Genomic DNA, 20,671 nt, shown 5'->3' with positions numbered 1-20,671 from the left:
TTTCTCATTTTGTTTTGGTAAATCTATTAAGCTTAAACACAGCCTACGCATTACTTAGAATCATTCCAAAACTTGACACTTCTCTTTCGCAGGCGCATATCTGAACCAACAACGGAGCGCCCTATGTTTATTCAGACTGAATCCACGCCAAACCCCGCGACCCTGAAATTTCTACCGGGTCAGACAGTTTTGCCCTCAGGCACCGCGGACTTTCCATCTGCAGAAGCCGCTGCAAGCTCGCCACTTGCGCAACGTATTTTCACAGTTTCCGGGGTCTCGGGCGTATTTTTCGGTCATGAATTTGTGACTGTCACCAAAGATGACGCCACCGACTGGAACCATATCAAACCAGCAATTCTTGGCGCGATCATGGAACATTTTCAGTCTGGCCAACCAGTTATGGCGGGCGAAGCTGTGGCCTCTACCGGACACGCTGAACATACCGGGGAAGATGCAGAAATCGTGAACCAGATCAAAGACCTTCTGGATACACGGGTACGCCCGGCTGTCGCACAGGACGGTGGTGATATCACATTTCACGGATTTGATCGCGGTGTGGTTTACTTGCATATGCAGGGCGCTTGTGCTGGTTGTCCCTCTGCGTCTCTGACCCTAAAAATGGGCATTGAAAACCTGTTGCGTCACTACATCCCCGAAGTGACTGAAGTACGTCCGGTCGCCGCGTAAATGCTGACCTTGGGGTTTGATACTTCGGCCGCGCATGTCGCGGCCGCTTTGCTGTCCGGCGATGACGTTCTGGCCGTACAGGCTGACCTCATGGCGAAAGGCCAGGCAGAACACCTGATGCCCATGATCGAAGAAATGTTGTCTATTTCAGGGAAATCCTGGCAAGACTTGGATCGTATTGGTGTAGGCATCGGTCCCGGAAACTTCACTGGGATCCGCATCGCAGTTTCTGCCGCCCGGGGTCTGGGCCTATCCTTGAATATTCCTGCGGTTGGCGTGAACGGCTTTGAAGTTGCTGCCTTAGGTGCCCCCGTCCCCTGCCGTGCGCTGGTCAATGCACCACGCGATCAGGTGTATTGCCTTGAAAGTGGACAAGACGCACCTGTGCTCATACCGCGGGCCGATTTGGCCGATAACAACCTGAGTAGCTTTGAGTTCAGTTCGTTACCCCCGACTGAAATAGCCGTTCGGATCGCACGGATTGCATCGGCATCCGACACACAGGAACGCCCGGCACCACTGTACATTCGTGCTGCTGATGCCGCCCCGCCCAAAGATCCGCTCCCACAAATTGTCGGGTGATACATGACCCCGAAGGATCTGGCCCAACTGCACGCACGTTGTTTCGAAACCCCACGCCCCTGGAGCGCGATGGAATTCGCCAATCTCCTGGAGAGCCGAGGCATCATTTTTGCCGGGGATACACGAGGGTTTATCCTTGGCCGCATAGCCGGACCTGAGGCGGAACTTTTAACAATTGCAGTCGCACCAGAGGCCCGCAAAACCGGTATAGGGCGTACTCTTGTCGCGCAGTATCACGATGCCATGCGGGATCAGGGCGCAGAAGAATCATTCCTTGAAGTTGCCGCCAATAACACAGCTGCAATCGCACTTTACCTTGGGTCAGGTTATACTCAAACGGGCAAACGTCCCAAGTATTACACGACACCTGACGGGCAAAAACAGGATGCGCTGGTGTTTTCCCGTCCGCTTTCCCGATAATTACGGAATGCTTTCGCCAATTGGGGGCAAAACTCCAAAAAGCAGTTGACCGCCAGGCCCTGAAACGGCCTTAATTGCGGATGATCTGAAGATCTGCTTAATCAGAACGCTGTTTGCAATTATGACAGACAGCCAGAATAATAAACCGGGAGAGACCTATGACCCTGATGCGGACATTCCTTGGCGCAGCTGCCACCCTTGCAATTTCCACTGCTGCTGCCGTTGCTGACCCTGCCATCATTTTTGACCTTGGCGGCAAATTCGACAAATCCTTCAACGAAGCCGCTTTTAACGGCGCTACACGTTGGGCAGAAGAAACTGGCGGCTCCTTCCTTGAAGTTGAGATCCAGTCCGAAGCGCAGCGTGAACAGGCCCTGCGTCGCTTTGCAGAACGTGGCGCAAACCCAATCGTCATGGCGGGCTTTGGTTTTGCATCCGCACTGGAAACCGTTTCTCAGGAATTCCCGGACACCAAATTCGCAATCATCGACGTAAACTGGCTGTCTGGTGACAACATCCGTCAAATCGCATTTGCGGAACATGAAGGTTCTTACCTGGTTGGTATGCTGGCGGCGATGGCGTCTGAATCCGGCACTGTTGGCTTCATTGGCGGTATGGATATCCCACTGATCTCTAAGTTCGCATGTGGCTACGCCCAGGGCGCAAAAGCTGCCAACCCTGACGCGACTGTTGTGCAGAACATGACCGGCACCACCCCTGCCGCATGGAATGACCCGGTAAAAGGCGGCGAATTGACCCGCGCACAGATTTCTCAGGGCGCTGACGTGATCTTTGCCGCTGCTGGCGGTACCGGTCTTGGTGTTCTGCAGACGGCAGCTGACGAAGGCGTGCTTTCCATTGGTGTTGACAGCAACCAAAACCACCTGCACCCGGGTTCTGTTCTGACATCTATGCTGAAACGCGTTGATAACGCTGTCTATGACGTCTTCACTGCTGGCGAAGAGCTGGAAACAGGCGTGACGCTTGCGATGGGTCTGGACAACGATGGTGTTGGTTTCTCTCTGGATGAATTCAACGAATCTCTGCTGACTGAGGAAATGCGTGCGGCCGTTGCAGAAGCCAGTGCAAAAATCATCGCAGGCGAAGTCGTTGTTCACGACTATATGTCTGATGAATCCTGCCCGGTTAACTAAGGTTAACCCATGCAGAGTTCTGTAAATGAGGAGCGGCAGGCAACTGCCGCTCCAGCCACATCCGCCACCCTGCCCCCCGCGATTGAACTGAAAGGCATTTCCAAAGCCTTCGGTCCGGTGCAGGCGAACAAAGACATCACAATTTCCGTTGCCAAAGGTGCGATCCACGGGATCGTCGGTGAAAATGGCGCGGGGAAATCCACGTTGATGTCGATCCTGTATGGTTTTTATAAAGCCGATGAAGGTGACATCCGGATTGATGGGAAGCTGACCCCTATTCCAGACAGTCAGGCCGCAATCCGCGCGGGCATCGGCATGGTACATCAGCACTTTAAGCTGGTTGAAAATTTTACGGTTTTGGAAAACGTCGTGCTGGGTGCCGAAGACGGCCCGCGCCTGACGCCATCTCTTTCCAAAGCGCGCAAGTCTCTGACACAACTTGCAAAAGAATACGAACTTGACGTTGATCCGGATGCTTTGATTCAGGATCTGTCAGTTGGGCATCAACAGCGTGTTGAGATCCTGAAAGCCCTGTATCGCAAAGCAGAAATTCTGATCCTAGATGAACCCACTGGTGTTCTAACCCCGGCCGAGGCTGATCATCTGTTCCGTATTCTACGCAATCTGAAAAACGAAGGTAAAACCATCCTTCTAATCACACATAAACTGCGTGAGATCATGGATGTGACAGACAGCGTTTCCGTGATGCGCCGTGGCGAAATGAAGGGCACAATCCCAACGTCGACGACATCTCCGGAAGATCTGGCCGAACGTATGGTGGGCCGGAAGGTATTGTTGCAAGTCGACAAAACGCCTGCTGCACCCAAGGATAATATCCTTGAGATTCAAAATCTTGAAGTCGTCGACAGCGCAGGTGTACGCCGCCTGAAGGGGATTGATTTAAACATCCGCGCGGGTGAAATCCTTGGCATTGCAGGCGTTTCTGGCAATGGTCAATCTGAACTGATGGAAGTCTTGGGCGGCTATCGTAATGCCACCGGTTCTGTTAAACTGAATGACCAGGCATTGGACCTGACAGGCAAGCATTCTGACGGACAAAGCCGCCGACACCGGGGGATCGCACATGTGCCGGAAGATCGCCACCGTGAAGGTTTGATTCTGGAATTCTCTGCCTGGGAAAACACAGCGTTCGGCTATCACAATGAACCGGAATATAACGGTAAGATCTTGATGGATAACGCAGCCATCCGCCAAACCTGTGCCGAACACATGGAACAGTTCGACGTGCGTCCGCCACATCCAAGCTTACATGCACGCAACTTTTCCGGCGGCAACCAACAAAAGATTGTTCTGGCGCGTGAGATTTCTCGCAACCCAGATCTGCTGCTGATTGGTCAGCCAACCCGTGGTGTTGATGTGGGCGCGATTGAGTTTATCCACCAACAGATCATTGAACTGCGCGATCAGGGCAAAGCAATCTTATTGGTGTCTGTTGAGTTGGAAGAAATCCTGTCTCTGTCAGATCGGATTGCGGTGATGTTTGACGGTCAGATCATGGGCGAACGCCAGCCTGAAAACACCGACGAAAAAGAACTTGGCCTGCTGATGGCAGGTATGAATACAAATGCAAACGGGGGGGCAGCATAATGCAGAAACTGCCAAAATGGGCGGATATCGTTTTGATCCCGCTAATCAATCTCTTGCTTGCGTTTCTGGTCTCCGGACTTGTGATTTTGGCAATTGGTAAAGATCCGATTGTCGCAATTAACACCATGATCGATGGCGCTTTCGGTAGCACAACCGGCCTTGGATATACGCTGTATTACGCCACGAACTTTATGTTCACGGGGCTTGCTGTTGCTGTCGCGTTTCACGCCCGAATCTTCAATATCGGTGGTGAAGGCCAGGCTTTGCTGGGCGGTCTTGGCGTCGCCCTTGTCTGTCTTGCCATCGACTGGCCACATTGGCTAATCGCCCTACCGGCTGCGGCTATCGGTGGTGCCGTTTTTGGCGCCGCGTGGGCGTTAATTCCTGCGTATTTGCAAGCCAAACGCGGCAGCCACATCGTGATCACTACGATCATGTTCAACTTCATCGCGGCGGCCTTGATCGGCTATCTGCTGGTCGAAGTGCTGAAAGTCCCTGGCAGCATGGACCCAGCTTCGGCCAATTTCCCCGCAGGTGCGCATCTCCCAACCTTTAACGAGATCTTCGCGATCTTTGGTCTGAACATCTTCAAGCATGCGCCAGTGAACGTCAGCTTCTTTGTTGCTCTGATCTGTGCATTTGGCTTCTGGGTTCTGATGTGGCACACGCGCCTGGGCTTTGCTATGCGTGCCTTTGGGCAATCCGAACGCGGTGCAGAATATGCGGGCATTTCCCCTCTGAAGATCACTGTCATCGCGATGCTGATTTCCGGTGGTCTTGCGGGCATGATGGCGATCAATAACGTGATGGGCGAAAGCGAACGCTTGATCCTGAATGCAACAGAAGGCGCAGGCTTCATTGGTATCGCGGTGGCCCTGATGGGCCGCAGTCACCCAATTGGCGTGATCTTGGCATCAATCCTGTTTGGTTTTCTCTATCAAGGCGGTGGCGAACTGTCCCTCTGGGAAGGTATCCCGCGTGAACTGGTGACCGTGATCCAAGGCCTTGTGATCCTGTTTACCGGCGCGCTTGACGGCATGATACGTCGCCCACTCGAAAACCTATTCCTCGTCCTGCGTAAACCCACTAAGAACGGAGCAGCCTGATGGAACTTTTTGACACAATCATCCAGATCTCCGACAGTGCTGTACGTCTGGCGATCCCACTGCTTTTGGCATGCCTCGCAGGTTTGTTTTCTGAACGTGGCGGGATCTTCGACATTGGCCTTGAAGGGAAAATGCTTGCTGCGGCGTTCCTGTCGGCGGCTGTGGCGGCTGCAACCGGAAACGTCTGGCTCGGCCTGTTTTCTGGCATCGGGATTTCTGTTGTTCTGGCCCTAATCCATGGCGTAGCATCGATCACTTTCCGCGGCGACCAACTGATTTCCGGGGTGGCGATCAACTTTCTGGCTGCAGGTCTCACCGTTGTGATCGGTCAGGCATGGTTCGGACTTGGTGGACGTACACCGCCACTAAACGGCAGTGGACGCTTTTCCAACCTTGAATGGCCCGTTGCGGATGTACTGCAAGACGTGCCGTTGATTGGCCCTGTCTATGCCGAGCTGATCTCGGGACACACATTCCTTGTCTATTTGGCCTTACTGATCGTGCCTTTGTCTTGGTATGTACTGTTCCGCACTCGTTTTGGCCTACGCCTGCGGGCCGTGGGTGAAAACCCCGGGGCCGTAGATACAGCCGGAATTTCAGTGGTAAAGCTACGTTATTCTGCCGTGATCATCTGTGGCGTTCTATGCGGTCTTGCCGGTGCGTATCTTTCCACAGGGCTGGCTGCCGGTTTCGTAAAAGACATGTCCGCAGGGCGTGGCTTTATTGCGCTGGCAGCACTGATCTTTGCAAAATGGCGTCCAGTTCAGGCGCTGATGGCCTGTTTCCTGTTTGGGCTTCTTGAAGCCATTGCCAACCGTTATCAGTCCATCGAAATTGGTGCGTTCGAGATCCCTGTGCAATTCATGCAGGCTCTGCCTTACATTCTGACCGTGGTGATTCTTGCAGGCTTCATTGGCAAAGCCATTCCACCAAAAGCAGGGGGCGAACCCTATGTGAAGGAACGCTGATCACACGCAAAAGCTGTATGATGGGCATATTTGGCAACTGGTTAAGACCAGGCAACAAAAAATGATAAGGCCAGGGGGGATTTTCCCCCCTGTTTTTGTGTTTACAGACCACCATAGGCGTTGAGTTCGGAATAAGTTCCGGGCTATGGGTGGACATGCAGATTTATCTACCTATCGCCGAAGTCTCCGTTAATGCTTTCCTGCTCCTTGGTTTGGGCGGGCTTGTTGGTATTTTGTCCGGCATGTTTGGTGTTGGCGGTGGTTTTCTGATGACACCGCTTCTTTTCTTCATTGGTATTCCCCCCGCAGTTGCTGTCGCAACCGAGGCGAACCAAATTGTTGCTTCATCTTTTTCCGGCGTTCTGGCCCACTTTAAGCGAAAGACCGTCGACTTAAGGATGGGAACAGTGTTGCTGATCGGTGGCCTTGTCGGGGCCGCCTTAGGTGTGCAGCTTTTCAACATGCTAAAAAGCGCGGGCCAAGTCGATCTGCTGGTAAAGCTTTGTTATGTTGTGTTCCTCGGCATCATTGGTGGTTTGATGTTTATGGAAAGCGCCAAAGCAATCCTAAGATCCAAGAAACCAGGTGCCGTCCCGACCCGCAAAAAACACAACTGGATTCACAATCTTCCGATGAAGATGAAATTCCGTACATCCGGCTTGTATATTTCTGTCTTCCCGCCCCTCATCGTTGGTCTCTTTGTTGGCGTGTTGGCGGCCATTATGGGCGTTGGTGGTGGTTTCATCATGGTGCCCGCGATGATCTATCTGCTCGGCATGCCCACCAAAGTGGTTGTGGGTACGTCGCTGTTTCAGATTATTTTTGTGACCGCTTTCACAACACTTTTGCACGCAACAACCAACTATACAGTGGATATGGCCCTTGCGGTTCTGTTGCTGGTTGGTGGCGTTGTCGGCGCACAAATCGGCACACGTATTGGCGTAAAGATGAAGGCTGAACAGTTGCGCATTCTTCTGGCCCTGATGGTGCTTGGCGTTTGTGGAAAACTGGCGCTGGACCTGCTTATTCAACCGTCTGAGCTATACTCACTTGGCGCGGCCGGAGGCCACTGATGTTTTTCCGTATTGCCTGTCTTTGCCTGTTGTTCGCCCTGCCCGCCCGCGCGGAAGAGGTTGTTGCAGGCCTGTCGCAAAACCGCGTATCGATCACCGCAAATTTTGACGGTTCAGAAATCCTGATCTTTGGCGCGGTTAAACGCGAAAGCCCGCTGCCCGACGGCCCGCTTGATGTCATCATCGCTGTAGCCGGACCATCCGAACCTCTGACAGTTCGTCGTAAGGATCGCCGATACGGCATCTGGGTGAATGTGGACAGTGTGATCGTCGATCAGGCCCCAAGCTTTTATGCCGTCGCAACAACCGGTCCCTTAACCAATGTTCTCACTGATGTTGAAGACTTGGAACACCGCATTTCTATCGAACGCGCGGTCCAGACCGTTGGCACCACTTTTGCAACAGATAACCCTCAGGATTTCTCCGAAGCGATTATCCGCATCCGTAATGAAAACGGGCTATATCAGTTGTTGGAAGGTGACGTTGACCTATCTGAAGAAACCTTGTTTGCAACTTCAATTGCGCTGCCCTCCAACCTTGTGGAAGGCGACTATACCGCGCGCATTTTCCTGACACGTAGTGGCAAAGTTGTTGACACCCATAATGTCAGTATTGATGTCAGCAAAGTTGGCCTGGAACGTTGGATCTACAATCTCGCCCATGAACGCCCGCTTATCTATGGCCTGCTGTCACTTTTCATTGCCATCGCAGCCGGCTGGAGCGCATCCGCAGTCTTCCGCTATATCAAATCCTGATAGAACCCTTCTGAAGAAGCCGGGGGTCACGGGTCTTCCGATGTCAGCGTCAAAGTCGCTGGCGCAGGTTTCAGGTCATCCACGATCAGATCATGTGACGGTCGGGCAAGGCGGTTGCGCACAACCCAGTACAGCCGTTCCTGCGCGCGTGTGATTGCCACATAGGCAAGACGTTTCCACAGTGGTTGACCTGCCTCAACGCGGCCCATACGGGCTGCTACGAACAAATCTGGCGCAAACACTTGCACGTTTTCCCATTGCGATCCCTGCGCTTTGTGAATTGTCACCGCAGCCCCATGAAGGAACGCTGCACCCATACGGGCCGCATAGGGAATGAAAGGTTCTTCTTCGTCGGGAATTTCAATCTTCACGATAGAAGCCGCAGACACCTGTGGGTCTTCTGCCCCCATCACATGCAACCGTGAAAAGCCCGGCTTACGCCCAGGGCCGAGATAGACCACCTGGGCACCTTTGATCAAACCGCGTGCTTCTAGGTCAATTCGTTTTTTCCGATGTTTCGCTGGCAGCTCGATCCCATCGCAGATCAGAGGTTCCCCGGCCAATAATTCGTCCGGTGGGGCCATATGCGCGGCGCGAAACGCTTGGATCAATTTGATCCGCGTCGCATTGCGCCATACCAGCACGGGGCTACGTGCCATCAGATCGCTTTCCACACGTTGGGCCAGAATGACCCGGTCATCCTTTTGCGCGGCTTCTGAAACCATAGTCTCAAAATCCTGAAACGACAGCTGCGGATCCGCAAGCGCATGGGCAAGATCCAGGATCGGACTGTCAGCTTTCTGCCGGTGAACCCGTGAAAGCTCCAGCTTATACTTATCGGCAAGGCGATCAAAAACCATCTCACCAGATTGCCCAACAGGCGCCAGCTGAGCCGGGTCACCAAACAAAACAAGCGTTGGGAAAATCTCTTTTAGATCTTCGAACTGACGTTCATCCAGCATTGAGCTTTCATCAATAAAACCAATATCCAAGGGGTCATCACGCCGTTTCCAACCCGTAATAAAATCTGATCCACGTAGCCCCGCAACGGCCAAAGCCCCCGGGATAGATTTATTCGCTTGGTAGAATTCATATGCCCGGTCCAGCGCTGCCTCTGTCAGCCCTTCAATTTCCGGCTTTTCACCTTCACCTGCCAACCAATCCGCAATCTTTTCATATTCCGGATCATAAACAGGCGTATAAAGAATACGGTGAATTGTTGTCGCAGGCACGCCACGGTTGCGCAGGACACTTGCCGCTTTGTTTGTTGGGGCCAGAATGGCCAGGGTACGCTGATCTTTCTTGCGTTTGCCTTCATAATCGCCGGAAACGATCTTTACGCCTGCCTCTTCCAGCGCTTTGTAAAACTCAGCCAGCAACAAGGTTTTACCAGAACCCGCTTTCCCCATAATGGCCATGACCTGACTTTTGTCATCGGATGGCGGCATAAGCAGTGAATCCGAAAGGTTCACACCGGCAGATGTCAGCAGATCGGTCAGCCTGTCCCAGGCTTCGGCCTGGTCGTCAGAAAGGGTGATTTTGGCGGGAGTATTCATGAGGCGAACCTACAGGCCCGCCCCAGGACATGCCAGCCCCATAATCCGGGTCAGGCAGATTTCGGACGCTGTTGGAAACCACCAAAGGCGCGGTCGTACCAATGCTGCGAAACCTCTCTACCAATCCCCGTGCGTTGCAGCAGATTATGGCGAATATCCGCAGAAAATTCCCACAAGCCTACGCTGATCGCGTCCCGCCCTTGGCCCGAACTGCCCATCACCGTTGGTCCCCACCCCAAGCGGCGATACACCCGAACCATCCGATGATCAAAGACCCCGACAGCATGTGTCAGATGATGGCCAAGTCCCAGCTCAAGACCTCCAAGCATCAAGGCTCCAGACACCCTAGCGGAAGCATTCGCACCAAGGCAAAATCGCGTGCATTCCCAGATCAGAGGGCTCTCTATTTTCACCCCATCACTGAGATCCTGAAAATGATCATTCACCATCGTGCGCCCTGTTGTTGGCAGAAATCGCATCGATCCACCGTGGCTGCCATCCGCTTGCTGCCAGATGACGTACAGTGGATTCATCAGATCATATTCATCGCGTTCTTCCCCCATGCGGTTCACGTGAACATCCCACCCAAGCCGCCCTTTGAACTGATCGGCGCGATCCCGAAACATTGTGTCGCGAAGTTTCGGGTATGAAACAAGTTCATCGGCATAAAGATATCTAAGCATGAGGACCTCCGTGATTGCGTAACTGGCAATCATCAGATGGAAGTCCCTGAAATTTGGGGTAAATCCCCGGTGCGTCGCTTTAATGTTCCGTTAGTTATTCAGACAACAAGTAAGCCTTTCACAAGGGCGCGCGCCACGGCATGGGTTGTGTTCATCGCGCCAAGCTTGAAACGCGCACCTTCTATATAGACACGCAACGTATGTTCGGAAATGGACAGTCGCTCTGCTGCCCTTGCGCGACTGTAACCCAGTGCAAGCATCGTCAAAGCATCCGTTTCACGTGGCGACAGGGCCTGGCCAGGAACCACATCGGTGCCACGTTCCAATTCCAGCGCCTTTTGGTTCACGTAATGTGACACCAACAACAAATCTTTTACAGAATTCTGGCTGAATTTTTCCCAATCGGCGTCGCTGCAACGATGGTTCACCGTAAACAGGGCAAACTGACCACTTGGACCACGAATAGGCACCGATAGCCCCTGATTGCCCACGCCCGCACCGGACGCTTCTTCCAGAAAATGACGGGCTGATTTTGGGGACCAGTCAAGCTGCTTCCAGTCAACCGGGTGAAACCGCTGATAACACCCCTGAACCACAGGGTCGACACGCTCTAGCCCCTCAGAGATATACCGCTCAACCCAGGCTCCGTCATATGTCAAAGCTGCATATTGCTGACCTGTGCTGTTCACTGAGTGGTAGATCAGATGTTCAACTTCATATAAATCTCGCAGGCCGATAATAAGGGCCTGCAGTTCCTCAAGCGTTTGAGCCTGTAGAACTGAATCGATCAACCTTTCCAGGCGAATTGATGTTCCCGAAGGTTTGATTCCACTCTCCTCTGCCCTGATTTGCCAACTCAGACGCGGCAATCAAAGTCGTATCATCCAGCTGTTCAGACAACGCATTAAGACCGTTTTGCAATGCAAATGATTTCAGATCTGTCAGAACATCCAGTATCCAGTCATTTTTCATAATAGACTCTCTTCTTCTGTAGTTAACAAAACCTTAACACAACCTTAGCACGAGTTCTTTTTTCTACAAACTCACAGCTTTCAACTCCCCGAAAATAGTGAGGGCCCTGTTTATAAAGCATTATAATCACAATCACCTTTTTCAAAAAAATTTCGCTCAAAACGCAAAACGGCGCCACAAAGGGCGCCGAATCACAGGTATCTTAAAGATTATCACTCTGTCTCGAGAACATCTTCCAAAGTACGCAGGCCTGTCCGCGGAGATTGCACCAGAACCGCCATATTGCCCGGCTTATGCTGGTTGCGCAGCATTTTGATATGCGCCTGTGGGATTTCATCCCACGGGAACACTTCAGACATACAGGGGTCAATGCGACGTTCAACCATTAGACGGTTTGCAGACGCAGCCTGTTTGAGATGCGCAAAGTGGCTGCCCTGAACACGCTTCTGATGCATCCAAAGATAGCGCACATCAAAGGTACAGTTGAAACCGGACGTACCCGCACAGATCACAACCATGCCACCTTTTTTGCAGACGAATGTAGACACAGGAAAGGTTGCTTCGCCTGGGTGTTCAAACACAATATCAACATTGTTGCCTTTACCGGTGATGTCCCAGATGGCTTTGCCGAATTTGCGCACTTCTTTAAACCAGTCATTATATTCTGGCGTGTTCACTGTCGGCAGTTGCCCCCAGCAATTAAAGTCTTTGCGGTTGATTACACCTTTCGCGCCAAGCCCCATAACAAAGTCGCGTTTATCTTCTTCAGAGATCACGCCAATTGCATTGCCGCCAGCTGCATTGATCAGCTGGATCGCAAAAGAACCCAGACCACCAGACGCACCCCAGACCAGCACGTTCTGACCAGGCTTTAATTCATGTGGATGGTGACCAAACAGCATGCGGTATGCAGTAGCAAGGGTCAGCGTGTAACAGGCACTTTCTTCCCAAGTCAGATGCTTTGGACGCGGCAAAAGCTGTTGCGCTTGAACATTGGTAAACTGAGCAAATGAACCGTCAGGGGTTTCATAGCCCCAGATCCGTTGGCTCGGAGAATACATCGGATCACCACCGTTGCATTCTTCGTCGTCGCCATCATCCTGATTACAGTGAATGACAACTTCGTCGCCGACCTTCCAGCTTTTCACCTTGTCTCCGACGGCCCAAACGATACCCGACGCATCAGAACCCGCGATATGGTAATCCGCTTTGTGCACATCAAAGGGGGAAATGGGCTGACCAAGACCGGCCCAGATACCGTTGTAGTTCACACCAGCGGCCATCACCAGAACCAGCACTTCGTGGCTATCTAGTGTTGGAACGTCTACAACTTCGGACTGAAAGCTTTTGTCAGGTTCGCCATGACGTTCACGGCGGATCGCCCAAGCGTACATCTGCTTTGGCACATGGCCCATCGGGGGCATTTCACCCACTTCATACAGATCTTTTTTCGGGGCGTCGTAAGACAGGATGTTATCAGGGGTATCGAGCGCCATAACGGACCTCCTTTGCCAGCAGTTTTGCCGCAATGCAGAATCAACATCCACACAAGCGGTTTTCTATGGAATAGGAGTCACGAAGTAACTTTGCAACCCAATTTAGGCTATATGGGTAATTTTATGTCGCAGTCGAATTCTGCAATGCGGCATAGCCCTTACGGTTCTTGATGTATCAGGTGTTTTATTGAATTCGCATAAAAAGATAGTTCATCCTCATGACCCGGCGCAATCCTAAAGATCCCGTTTTCTTCCAGGACCATCTTGCGCAGCTTCAACATACGCAGGCCTACCTCAGCAGCATAATCGATGGAGTTGCGGGGCAGATGTACATGGCCTTCGTCTTGGGCAATTGTTTCGATCAGAATGGAAACCCGACTGATCAGTTCTTTCTCGGACACAGCCCCGTTTGCATCCAACAGAACAGTGGCAACAAGAGGCACCGGTAGAACCGGCAACACATCCCGGATACGGTCCATCAAAGCATTGCCGACAGCCTCAGGGCCCTTATTTCCGTCTTTCATAAATTGCGACAGGGACATGGGATTGCCAAAACTGACCGCAGCATAGCCAAACCGATGAAAGCGCCCTGTGAACATAAAGCGGATCTGCCGAAAAACGAACCGAAAAACGCCACTGATTTTAAAGCCGAATTTTCGATTGCCTTGCTTATGTGCCTTAATCAGAACCCGGTCTTCTAGAACCCGGTCATAGTTAATTGCGATAGGTACAAAAACAACGTCACGGTTTTTGTCCGGCTCGAAATCATTGACAATATAGGACAAAAGCCCAAGTTTTGGTGGCTGAACGGATCCATCTAAGGACAGGCCACCTTCAGGGAAAACAGCCTGTGTCACGCCACCTTCAGTTGCCATCTGCACATACCGCGCAAGGACCCGACGATAAAGTTTGTTTCGGCTTTTCCGGCGAATAAAGTAGGCGCCCATGGACCGGATCAACGCCCGCAAAGGCCAGACGCGCGCCCATTCACCAACGGCATAAGACAGCGCAGAACGTTCTGCGGCAAGCCAAGTCACCAACACGTAATCCATGTTAGACCGGTGGTTCATGACAAAAATCACAGTCGCATCAGGATCAATCCCTTTGATCGCAGCTTCATCATAATGCCCTAGCCTTACACGATAAATACGGTTGGAAAGCCAACGCGCAATCCGGGTTCCAAAGCCGAAGTAAGCCGTCGCAGAGAAGGACGGTACAATTTCCCGGGCATACCGACGGGCACTTTCAAAGGCCACGTTTTCAGGCACGCCTTCTTCACGGGCGTGATCGACAATCGCCTGTGAAACCTTGGGATCATAGATCAGGCGCTGAATCATGTCGTGACGTTCGGCCAGTTTGAAAGGTTCGATCGGGCGATCCAGGCGTGAATTTACTTTTGCCACCACACGTTCCATCCGCCGGCGGAAAAACCAGCGTACAGAAGGAAACAGAAAGTGACTGGCAAAAGTCACCGCTGCGAACAAAAGGATGAGGATTAAGGCCCAGAGAGGCAATTCAACCGTACGAAACATAGCGTAACATAGCGTGAGATGCGGTCAGATAAAAGCGATTACCCAGATCGCGCCATATGCTTTTTCAGAATAAATACGCAACTTTATTACGCGGTTCAGACAGCTATTGGCGCTCTTTTATCCCCAAAATCCCCGATGTTTACTTATTTATAAGCAATATCACGTCCTTCTTCCCAACCGATCAGTCAACATGATGCCGCAATGCAGCGAATTGACAGGGTTTGAAAATTTCTTATAAACACCCACAGACGAAATAAAATTGCCGGATACGATTCCGGCTTAGATGTGAGGCCATGATGTCCCAGTCCCCTTCGCAAGCGCAGAAAACCGCACCTGAAAAATCACGCCCATGGCTGTTCCGCACCTATGCCGGGCACTCCACCGCAGCCGCGTCAAATGCGCTGTATCGTGACAACCTTGCAAAGGGTCAAACCGGGCTTTCTGTGGCATTCGACCTGCCGACACAGACGGGGTATGACAGCGACCACGTTCTATCCCGTGGCGAAGTTGGCAAAGTGGGCGTTCCTGTCGGGCATTTGGGCGATATGCGCGCCCTGTTCGATCAGATCCCACTGGAACAGATGAACACGTCAATGACGATCAACGCAACGGCACCTTGGTTGCTGGCGCTTTACATTGCGGCCGCTGAAGAACAGGGCGCAGATGTGTCCAAACTACAGGGCACGGTGCAAAATGACCTGATCAAAGAATACCTGTCACGCGGCACATATATAACCGCCCCGGAACCCAGCCTGCGCATGATCACCGATGTCGCGGCATATACGCGGGAACATCTACCAAAGTGGAACCCTATGAATGTCTGTTCATACCACTTGCAAGAAGCTGGCGCGACACCTGAAGAAGAACTGTCTTTCGCCCTCGCCACAGCGATTGCCGTGCTGGATGATCTAAAGGAAAAAGTACCTGCAGATGCATTTCCTGTGATGGTTGGCCGGATTTCGTTCTTTGTAAATGCCGGCATCCGGTTCGTGACCGAAATGTGCAAGATGCGCGCCTTTGTTGAGCTGTGGGATGAAATCACCCATGAACGTTACGGTGTCGAAGATCCGAAATTCCGCCGCTTCCGGTATGGGGTGCAGGTGAACTCCTTGGGCCTGACCGAACAACAGCCGGAAAACAACGTATATCGCATTTTGATCGAAATGCTCGCGGTGACATTATCGAAGAACGCCCGTGCCCGCGCAGTGCAGCTGCCTGCCTGGAACGAAGCACTTGGCCTGCCGCGCTCCTGGGACCAGCAATGGTCTTTGCGCATGCAACAGATCCTCGCCTATGAAACCGACCTACTGGAATACGACGACCTGTTTGACGAAAACCCGGCTGTTGAACGCAAGGTTGCAGCCCTGAAGGAAGGTACACGGGCAGAGCTTGCACAGATCGAATCACTTGGCGGCGCCGTCGGCGCAATCGAATACATGAAATCTCGCTTGGTCGACAGCAATGCCGCGCGAATCGGGCGGATCGAAGCCGGAGAGACCACAGTCGTCGGTGTGAACCGCTGGACTGAGGGTGCCGAAAGCCCGCTGACCGCCGGAGACGGTGCAATTATGGTCGTTGATGAGGCAGCTGAAGCCGATCAAATTTCACGGCTAGAAACATGGCGCGCGGGCCGCAATCCAGCAGTCGTCAAGGCCGCACTGGCGGATCTGCGCAGCGCAGCCCTGAACGGCACCAACATTATGGGACCATCCATCGCTGCGGCAAAAGCTGGCGTAACCACCGGAGAATGGGGGGAAATGTTGCGTGAAGCCTTTGGTCAGTATCGTGGCCCAACAGGTGTCAGCAAGCACCCTTCGAACCAGACAGAAGGGTTGGACGAACTTCGCGCCAGAGTGGATGCCGTCAGTGACAAGCTTGGTCGCAGGATGAAGCTGGTGATGGCAAAACCTGGGCTGGACGGGCATTCCAATGGGGCGGAACAGATCTCTGCTCGGGCGCGTGATTGTGGCATCGATATTACCTATGAGGGTATTCGAATGACACCCGCCGAGATTGCGGAATGTGCAAAACGCCAAAATGCTGACGTAATTGGGGTGTCAATTCTCTCTGGCTCCCATCTGCCCTTGATTGAAGAATTGCAATCTGAATTGAATCAGTGCGGCCTTAAAGATACCCCATTGGTGGTTGGTGGCATTATACCAGATCTCGATATAGTAAAATTAAAAAACAGTGGAATATCAAATATTTACACCCCAAAAGATTTCGAGTTAAATCACATAATCGGGGATCTTATCGGCCTTGTTGAAAACGGTCAGTAATACCCCATAACTCAAATTCGAGACGGATTGATGCAATACTGCATCGATAATTGTTTGATATCTTCTGCCATTTATGTCCTATTAAGGGCACGATGACGGGAGTTCAGAATGAATATTGACTTATCAACCCTTAGTCGTAACGAGTTAGTTGTTTTACAGGAAGATGTCAGCAAAGCGCTGGCAGACGCAGAAGCACGTGACCGCCAGGCCGCGCTTGATGCTGCAAGAGCTGCTGCATCGGAATTTGGGTTCTCACTTGATGAGATCTCCGGCAATTCACGGCGCAGGGGCGGTCGCCCCAATGGCTCTTTATCCCCACCCAGATATGCAAACCCTGCGGATCAGGAACAGACGTGGACAGGTAAAGGGCGAAAACCCAACTGGTTTACCGAAGCGCTGAGCCGGGGTATCAATCCGTCAGAAATGGAGCTCTGACGGAAGGAACACGGATGACCATTCATATTGGTGCAGAAAAAGGCGACATTGCAGAAACAGTTCTGATGCCCGGCGATCCTTATCGCGCAAAATGGGCCGCGGAAACGTTTTTGAAAGATGTGCGCATGGTGAACAAAGTCCGGGGGATGCTCGGATTTACCGGCACGTGGAATGGCCATCCGGTTACGATACAGGGCTCTGGGATGGGGATGCCGAGCCTTTCGATCTATGCAAATGAGCTGATCCGGGACTATGGGGCAAAAACCCTGATCCGGATCGGTTCTTGCGGTGGCATGCAAGATCAGGTTGGCATCCGGGATGTCATCATCGCAATGACAGCCACATCGCTGTCCACCCCTTCACGCGGCATTTTTAAAGAGATCAACTTTGCCCCCTGCGCCGACTGGTCGCTCCTGCGAGCCGCTGTTGCGGCCTCAGAGGCCAAAGGCACGCCGACCCATGTTGGCGGGATTTATTCTTCGGATGTATTCTATGATGAACGCCCGGATCTGAATGAACAGATGATGCGTCATGGAATTCTGGGCGTGGAAATGGAAGCGGCAGAACTTTATAATCTTGCCGCCCGTCATTCTGTTCGTGCCCTTGCTGTACTGACTGTATCAGACCACCTGAAAACCGGTGAAGCCCTGCCCTCAGATCAACGCGAGAAAAGCTTTGGTGAGATGGTCGAAATCGCGCTGGAAGCCGCCTTCGCCTAACATCATACTGTATCAGACCGGTCGTATTGCTATCGGTCTGATACATCTTACCTTAACCGAACATTTACTTCCAACGCGGCCCACCCATTGTTAACCTCAAATCGTAATTGGTATTTGAGGGAATTTTATGAATTTACGCATCACCGCAGCAATCATCACTATAACCACCATATCTGGCTGCGTTTCTGCTGAGACAGACAAGACGCCACGATACACGCCCCCCGAAGCCTCTGGCTTGAAAGGCCTACGCCCCTACCCCACCGGCAATGATGTCTGCGAACGAATTGGGGAAAACGCGCTGACCAACCCCTATCTAGATGACAGCGCCCTATTGATCGGCTGCCCGGCGCATGAAACTGGGGCGATCGAAGATCGGCTGGCCGAAGGCGGTGAGGCCCTGCAACAAATCGGCGACTGGGTGTTGATCTCGATCCCACAACGCTGACACCACTGTATTTTGCTTTACGCGCTCTGGCAGCGCTTGCGTTATAGGCTGGTATTTCGCAGATGGCGTTTACATTCTTTTGGAGGCTTACCGTCATAGCTGAAAGCTTCCGTATTACAGGCAGAACAAACCCAACGTTTTGAGGTTTTATTCGCGCGAAACCGCGCTTCCGACCAACGACACTTTCGGGCTGAAAAAACCTGCCCTCCCCCCTGGGGGCGCGCATTCAGGCGTCCACTGAAGATCAGCCATATGACCGCAACAACACATAATAAAACAAGAACTGGCATGAAAATCTCCACTCACTGCAGAGAAATATAATGGTTAACTGCGGGGTTACAATGCCTGCCTGCATCTGATGAAACTGAAAACAAGATCAACGATGATCTGAACGAAAAAGGCCCGCCAAATAGCGGACCTCTTTTATTGATTACGATGTATTTTACGCGGCGCGTTCGACCAGCAATTGCTTGATCTCGGCAATAGCTTTGGCCGGATTCAGGCCTTTCGGGCATGTCTTGGCGCAGTTCATAATGGTGTGGCAGCGATACAGTTTGAACGGATCGTCCAACTCATCCAGACGCTCACCTGTCGCTTCATCCCGTGAATCAATGATCCACCGGTAAGCGTGCAGCAGCGCTGCTGGGCCGAGGTATTTGTCGCCGTTCCACCAATAGCTTGGGCAGGAGGTAGAGCAAGACGCACACATCACGCATTCATACAGACCATCAAGCTTTTTACGGTCTGCAATAGACTGCTTCCACTCTTTCGCCGGGCGGTTTGTCTTGGTCTCAAGCCACGGCATGATAGAGGCGTGCTGCGCATAGAAATGTGTCAGATCCGGGATCAGATCGCGCACCACCGGCATATGCGGCAGCGGGTAGATTTTCACATCACCCTTGATTTCATCCATACCATAGATACAGGCCAGCGTGTTGATGCCGTCGATGTTCATCGCGCAGGACCCGCAGATACCTTCACGACAAGACCGGCGGAAAGCCAAGGTCGGGTCGATATCGGTTTTGATCTTGATCAGCGCGTCCAGAACCATCGGACCACAGGTGTCGAGATCCACAAAATAGGTGTCGACCTGTGGGTTCTTGCCGTCTTCTTCATTCCAGCGATAGATCTGGAATTTACGGACATTGGTTGCGCCTTCCGGCTTGGGCCAGGTCTTGCCTGTCACCATGCGGGAGTTCTTGGGGAGTCTGAATTCTGCCATCAGTCTTCTCCTATAGCTGAATGCCGCTGAGACTTTCCCGGGCGATGCATTTCACAGCATCCGGGCGCGCGGCGATTTCCACCACGGTCTCAACGGTTGAATCATTAATGCCAGTGACGGCTGCACCGGCAAGTGTGAATATTTCATTGCTGCTGGCCTGATTGATGATGCAGGACGCAACAGGTTCGACATTCACGCCGGGGAATTTGTCCTCGGATACGGACACCACGGTGCGCAGGGCCGCTGCGCGTGTGGTGTTGTCGACCTGTTCCTGCAACGTACAGCCCGCAGTGGTCAAAGCCACCGCAGCCAGTGCAATATATGAAGCCATAGAGCGCATTAGAACGTACGCGCCTTTGGTGCGATTTTCTTCAGGCTGATACCGCCTTCGTCTTCCGTGGTCAGCGGATCCGTCACAACCGGGCGATGGGACAATTCAACTTTGTTGCCCTCCACTCGGCTGATGGTATGCACGCGCCAGTTTTCATCATCCCGTGTCGGGTGATCTTCATGGGCGTGTGCGCCACGGCTTTCTTTACGGGCCTCAGCGCCAACAATCGTTGCTAGGGCGTTTGGCATCAGGTTGGTCAGTTCCAGCGTTTCCATCAGATCTGTGTTCCAGATCATGGTGCGGTCAGAAACAGCCAGATCATCCAGCTTGGCGGCAACACCAGTCATTTTCTCAACACCTTCAGACAGGGTGCTGGCTTCGCGGAACACAGCCGCATCCGCCTGCATGGTTTTCTGCATCTCAAGACGCAGTTCCGCAGTTGGTATGCCGCCTTTGGCGTGACGCAGACCGTCGAAACGATCCAGGGCTTTGTCGACAGACGCCTGGTTCAGAACCGGGTTTGGCGCATCCGCATCCACAACTTTACCAGCGCGGATCGCAGCCGCACGCCCAAAGACCACAAGGTCAATCAGCGAGTTGGAGCCAAGACGGTTCGCACCATGCACAGAAGCACAGCCCGCTTCGCCC

21 protein-coding genes and 1 pseudogene are annotated in these 20,671 nt (G+C 52.5%); 13 read left to right on the top strand and 9 right to left on the bottom strand.

What is annotated here, in order from left to right; translation table 11 throughout:
- The first annotated feature begins 123 nt into the window (after positions 1-123).
- The 9 genes from ACPGUT_RS01925 to ACPGUT_RS01885 all read left to right on the top strand — a co-directional run bounded on the left by ACPGUT_RS01925 (position 124) and on the right by ACPGUT_RS01885 (position 8,353).
- The gene (locus tag ACPGUT_RS01925; protein ID WP_107498229.1) at positions 124-687 is read left to right on the top strand and encodes a NifU family protein; all 564 of its coding nucleotides are present in this window, start codon (positions 124-126) and stop codon (positions 685-687) included.
- A complete protein-coding gene (gene tsaB, locus ACPGUT_RS01920) occupies positions 688-1,269 on the top strand; it encodes a tRNA (adenosine(37)-N6)-threonylcarbamoyltransferase complex dimerization subunit type 1 TsaB (RefSeq protein ID WP_423988556.1) in 582 nt (193 codons plus the stop codon). It abuts the gene before it with no gap.
- A 3-nt stretch (positions 1,270-1,272) separates the two neighbouring features.
- Entirely contained in the window at positions 1,273-1,689 is a 417-nt protein-coding gene (locus ACPGUT_RS01915) for a GNAT family N-acetyltransferase (RefSeq protein ID WP_423988555.1), read from the top strand.
- A gap of 158 nt (positions 1,690-1,847) precedes the next feature.
- Positions 1,848-2,843 (top strand): BMP family lipoprotein, encoded by a 996-nt coding sequence (locus tag ACPGUT_RS01910; protein ID WP_423988554.1) that lies wholly within the window; start codon positions 1,848-1,850, stop codon positions 2,841-2,843.
- 9 nt (positions 2,844-2,852) lie between these two features.
- The gene (locus ACPGUT_RS01905; protein ID WP_423988553.1) at positions 2,853-4,451 is read left to right on the top strand and encodes an ABC transporter ATP-binding protein; all 1,599 of its coding nucleotides are present in this window, start codon (positions 2,853-2,855) and stop codon (positions 4,449-4,451) included.
- A complete protein-coding gene (locus ACPGUT_RS01900; RefSeq protein WP_423988552.1) occupies positions 4,451-5,557 on the top strand; it encodes an ABC transporter permease in 1,107 nt (368 codons plus the stop codon). Before ACPGUT_RS01905 ends, ACPGUT_RS01900 begins: the two co-directional genes overlap by 1 nt.
- Positions 5,557-6,525, top strand: coding sequence for an ABC transporter permease (locus tag ACPGUT_RS01895; RefSeq protein ID WP_423988551.1), 969 nt, complete (start codon positions 5,557-5,559; stop codon positions 6,523-6,525). The genes ACPGUT_RS01900 and ACPGUT_RS01895 overlap by 1 nt, the downstream gene beginning before the upstream one ends.
- A 155-nt stretch (positions 6,526-6,680) precedes the next feature.
- Entirely contained in the window at positions 6,681-7,598 is a 918-nt protein-coding gene (locus ACPGUT_RS01890) for a sulfite exporter TauE/SafE family protein (protein WP_423988550.1), read from the top strand.
- A complete protein-coding gene (locus tag ACPGUT_RS01885) occupies positions 7,598-8,353 on the top strand; it encodes a TIGR02186 family protein (protein WP_423988549.1) in 756 nt (251 codons plus the stop codon). The genes ACPGUT_RS01890 and ACPGUT_RS01885 overlap by 1 nt, the downstream gene beginning before the upstream one ends.
- A 26-nt stretch (positions 8,354-8,379) precedes the next feature.
- Here the strand turns inward: ACPGUT_RS01885 and ACPGUT_RS01880 are convergent, their stop codons facing one another.
- From ACPGUT_RS01880 to ACPGUT_RS01855, 6 genes are all read right to left on the bottom strand, one after another.
- Positions 8,380-9,909 carry an ATP-dependent DNA helicase gene (locus ACPGUT_RS01880; protein WP_423988548.1) on the bottom strand — a complete coding sequence of 510 codons (1,530 nt, stop codon included), beginning with the start codon at positions 9,907-9,909 and terminating at the stop codon, positions 8,380-8,382.
- Between the two features lie 50 nt (positions 9,910-9,959).
- Positions 9,960-10,592, bottom strand: a complete 633-nt coding sequence (locus tag ACPGUT_RS01875; protein ID WP_423988547.1) for an acyl-homoserine-lactone synthase — start codon at positions 10,590-10,592, stop codon at positions 9,960-9,962.
- Positions 10,593-10,690: 98 nt separating this feature from the next.
- A complete protein-coding gene (locus tag ACPGUT_RS01870) occupies positions 10,691-11,383 on the bottom strand; it encodes a helix-turn-helix transcriptional regulator (RefSeq protein WP_423988546.1) in 693 nt (230 codons plus the stop codon).
- Positions 11,349-11,564 (bottom strand): hypothetical protein, encoded by a 216-nt coding sequence (locus ACPGUT_RS01865; protein ID WP_423988545.1) that lies wholly within the window; start codon positions 11,562-11,564, stop codon positions 11,349-11,351. Before ACPGUT_RS01865 ends, ACPGUT_RS01870 begins: the two co-directional genes overlap by 35 nt.
- A 212-nt stretch (positions 11,565-11,776) precedes the next feature.
- Positions 11,777-13,060 (bottom strand): crotonyl-CoA carboxylase/reductase, encoded by a 1,284-nt coding sequence (ccrA, locus tag ACPGUT_RS01860; protein WP_423988544.1) that lies wholly within the window; start codon positions 13,058-13,060, stop codon positions 11,777-11,779.
- A 158-nt stretch (positions 13,061-13,218) separates the two neighbouring features.
- Entirely contained in the window at positions 13,219-14,592 is a 1,374-nt protein-coding gene (locus ACPGUT_RS01855; protein ID WP_423988543.1) for a 1-acyl-sn-glycerol-3-phosphate acyltransferase, read from the bottom strand.
- A gap of 296 nt (positions 14,593-14,888) precedes the next feature.
- Between ACPGUT_RS01855 and ACPGUT_RS01850 the strand changes: the two genes are divergently transcribed.
- The 4 genes from ACPGUT_RS01850 to ACPGUT_RS01835 all read left to right on the top strand — a co-directional run bounded on the left by ACPGUT_RS01850 (position 14,889) and on the right by ACPGUT_RS01835 (position 18,470).
- Positions 14,889-16,871 carry a methylmalonyl-CoA mutase family protein gene (locus ACPGUT_RS01850; protein ID WP_423988542.1) on the top strand — a complete coding sequence of 661 codons (1,983 nt, stop codon included), beginning with the start codon at positions 14,889-14,891 and terminating at the stop codon, positions 16,869-16,871.
- Positions 16,872-16,979: 108 nt separating this feature from the next.
- Positions 16,980-17,306, top strand: coding sequence for an H-NS family nucleoid-associated regulatory protein (locus ACPGUT_RS01845; protein WP_423988541.1), 327 nt, complete (start codon positions 16,980-16,982; stop codon positions 17,304-17,306).
- Positions 17,307-17,320: 14 nt separating this feature from the next.
- On the top strand, positions 17,321-18,025 hold the full coding sequence (gene deoD, locus ACPGUT_RS01840) for a purine-nucleoside phosphorylase (RefSeq protein WP_423988540.1): 705 nt from the start codon (positions 17,321-17,323) through the stop codon (positions 18,023-18,025).
- Positions 18,026-18,152: 127 nt separating this feature from the next.
- Complete coding sequence (locus ACPGUT_RS01835) at positions 18,153-18,470, top strand: hypothetical protein (RefSeq protein ID WP_423988539.1); 318 nt, start codon at positions 18,153-18,155, stop codon at positions 18,468-18,470.
- A gap of 442 nt (positions 18,471-18,912) precedes the next feature.
- On the opposite strand, the gene ACPGUT_RS01830 is transcribed toward ACPGUT_RS01835, so the two are convergent.
- The 3 genes and pseudogenes from ACPGUT_RS01830 to ACPGUT_RS01820 form a co-directional block, all read right to left on the bottom strand.
- On the bottom strand, positions 18,913-19,692 hold the full coding sequence (locus ACPGUT_RS01830; protein WP_107495452.1) for a succinate dehydrogenase iron-sulfur subunit: 780 nt from the start codon (positions 19,690-19,692) through the stop codon (positions 18,913-18,915).
- Positions 19,693-19,702: 10 nt separating this feature from the next.
- Positions 19,703-20,023 carry a succinate dehydrogenase gene (locus tag ACPGUT_RS01825; RefSeq protein WP_423988538.1) on the bottom strand — a complete coding sequence of 107 codons (321 nt, stop codon included), beginning with the start codon at positions 20,021-20,023 and terminating at the stop codon, positions 19,703-19,705.
- Between the two features lie 8 nt (positions 20,024-20,031).
- Positions 20,032-20,671: pseudogene (locus ACPGUT_RS01820) on the bottom strand (succinate dehydrogenase/fumarate reductase flavoprotein subunit); the annotation flags it as partial.

This window comes from Halocynthiibacter sp. (genome assembly GCF_049608145.1).
Lineage (GTDB): Bacteria > Pseudomonadota > Alphaproteobacteria > Rhodobacterales > Rhodobacteraceae > Halocynthiibacter.
Note: the sequence above shows the minus strand (reverse complement) of the source record. Positions and strands in the feature narration are given on the sequence as shown.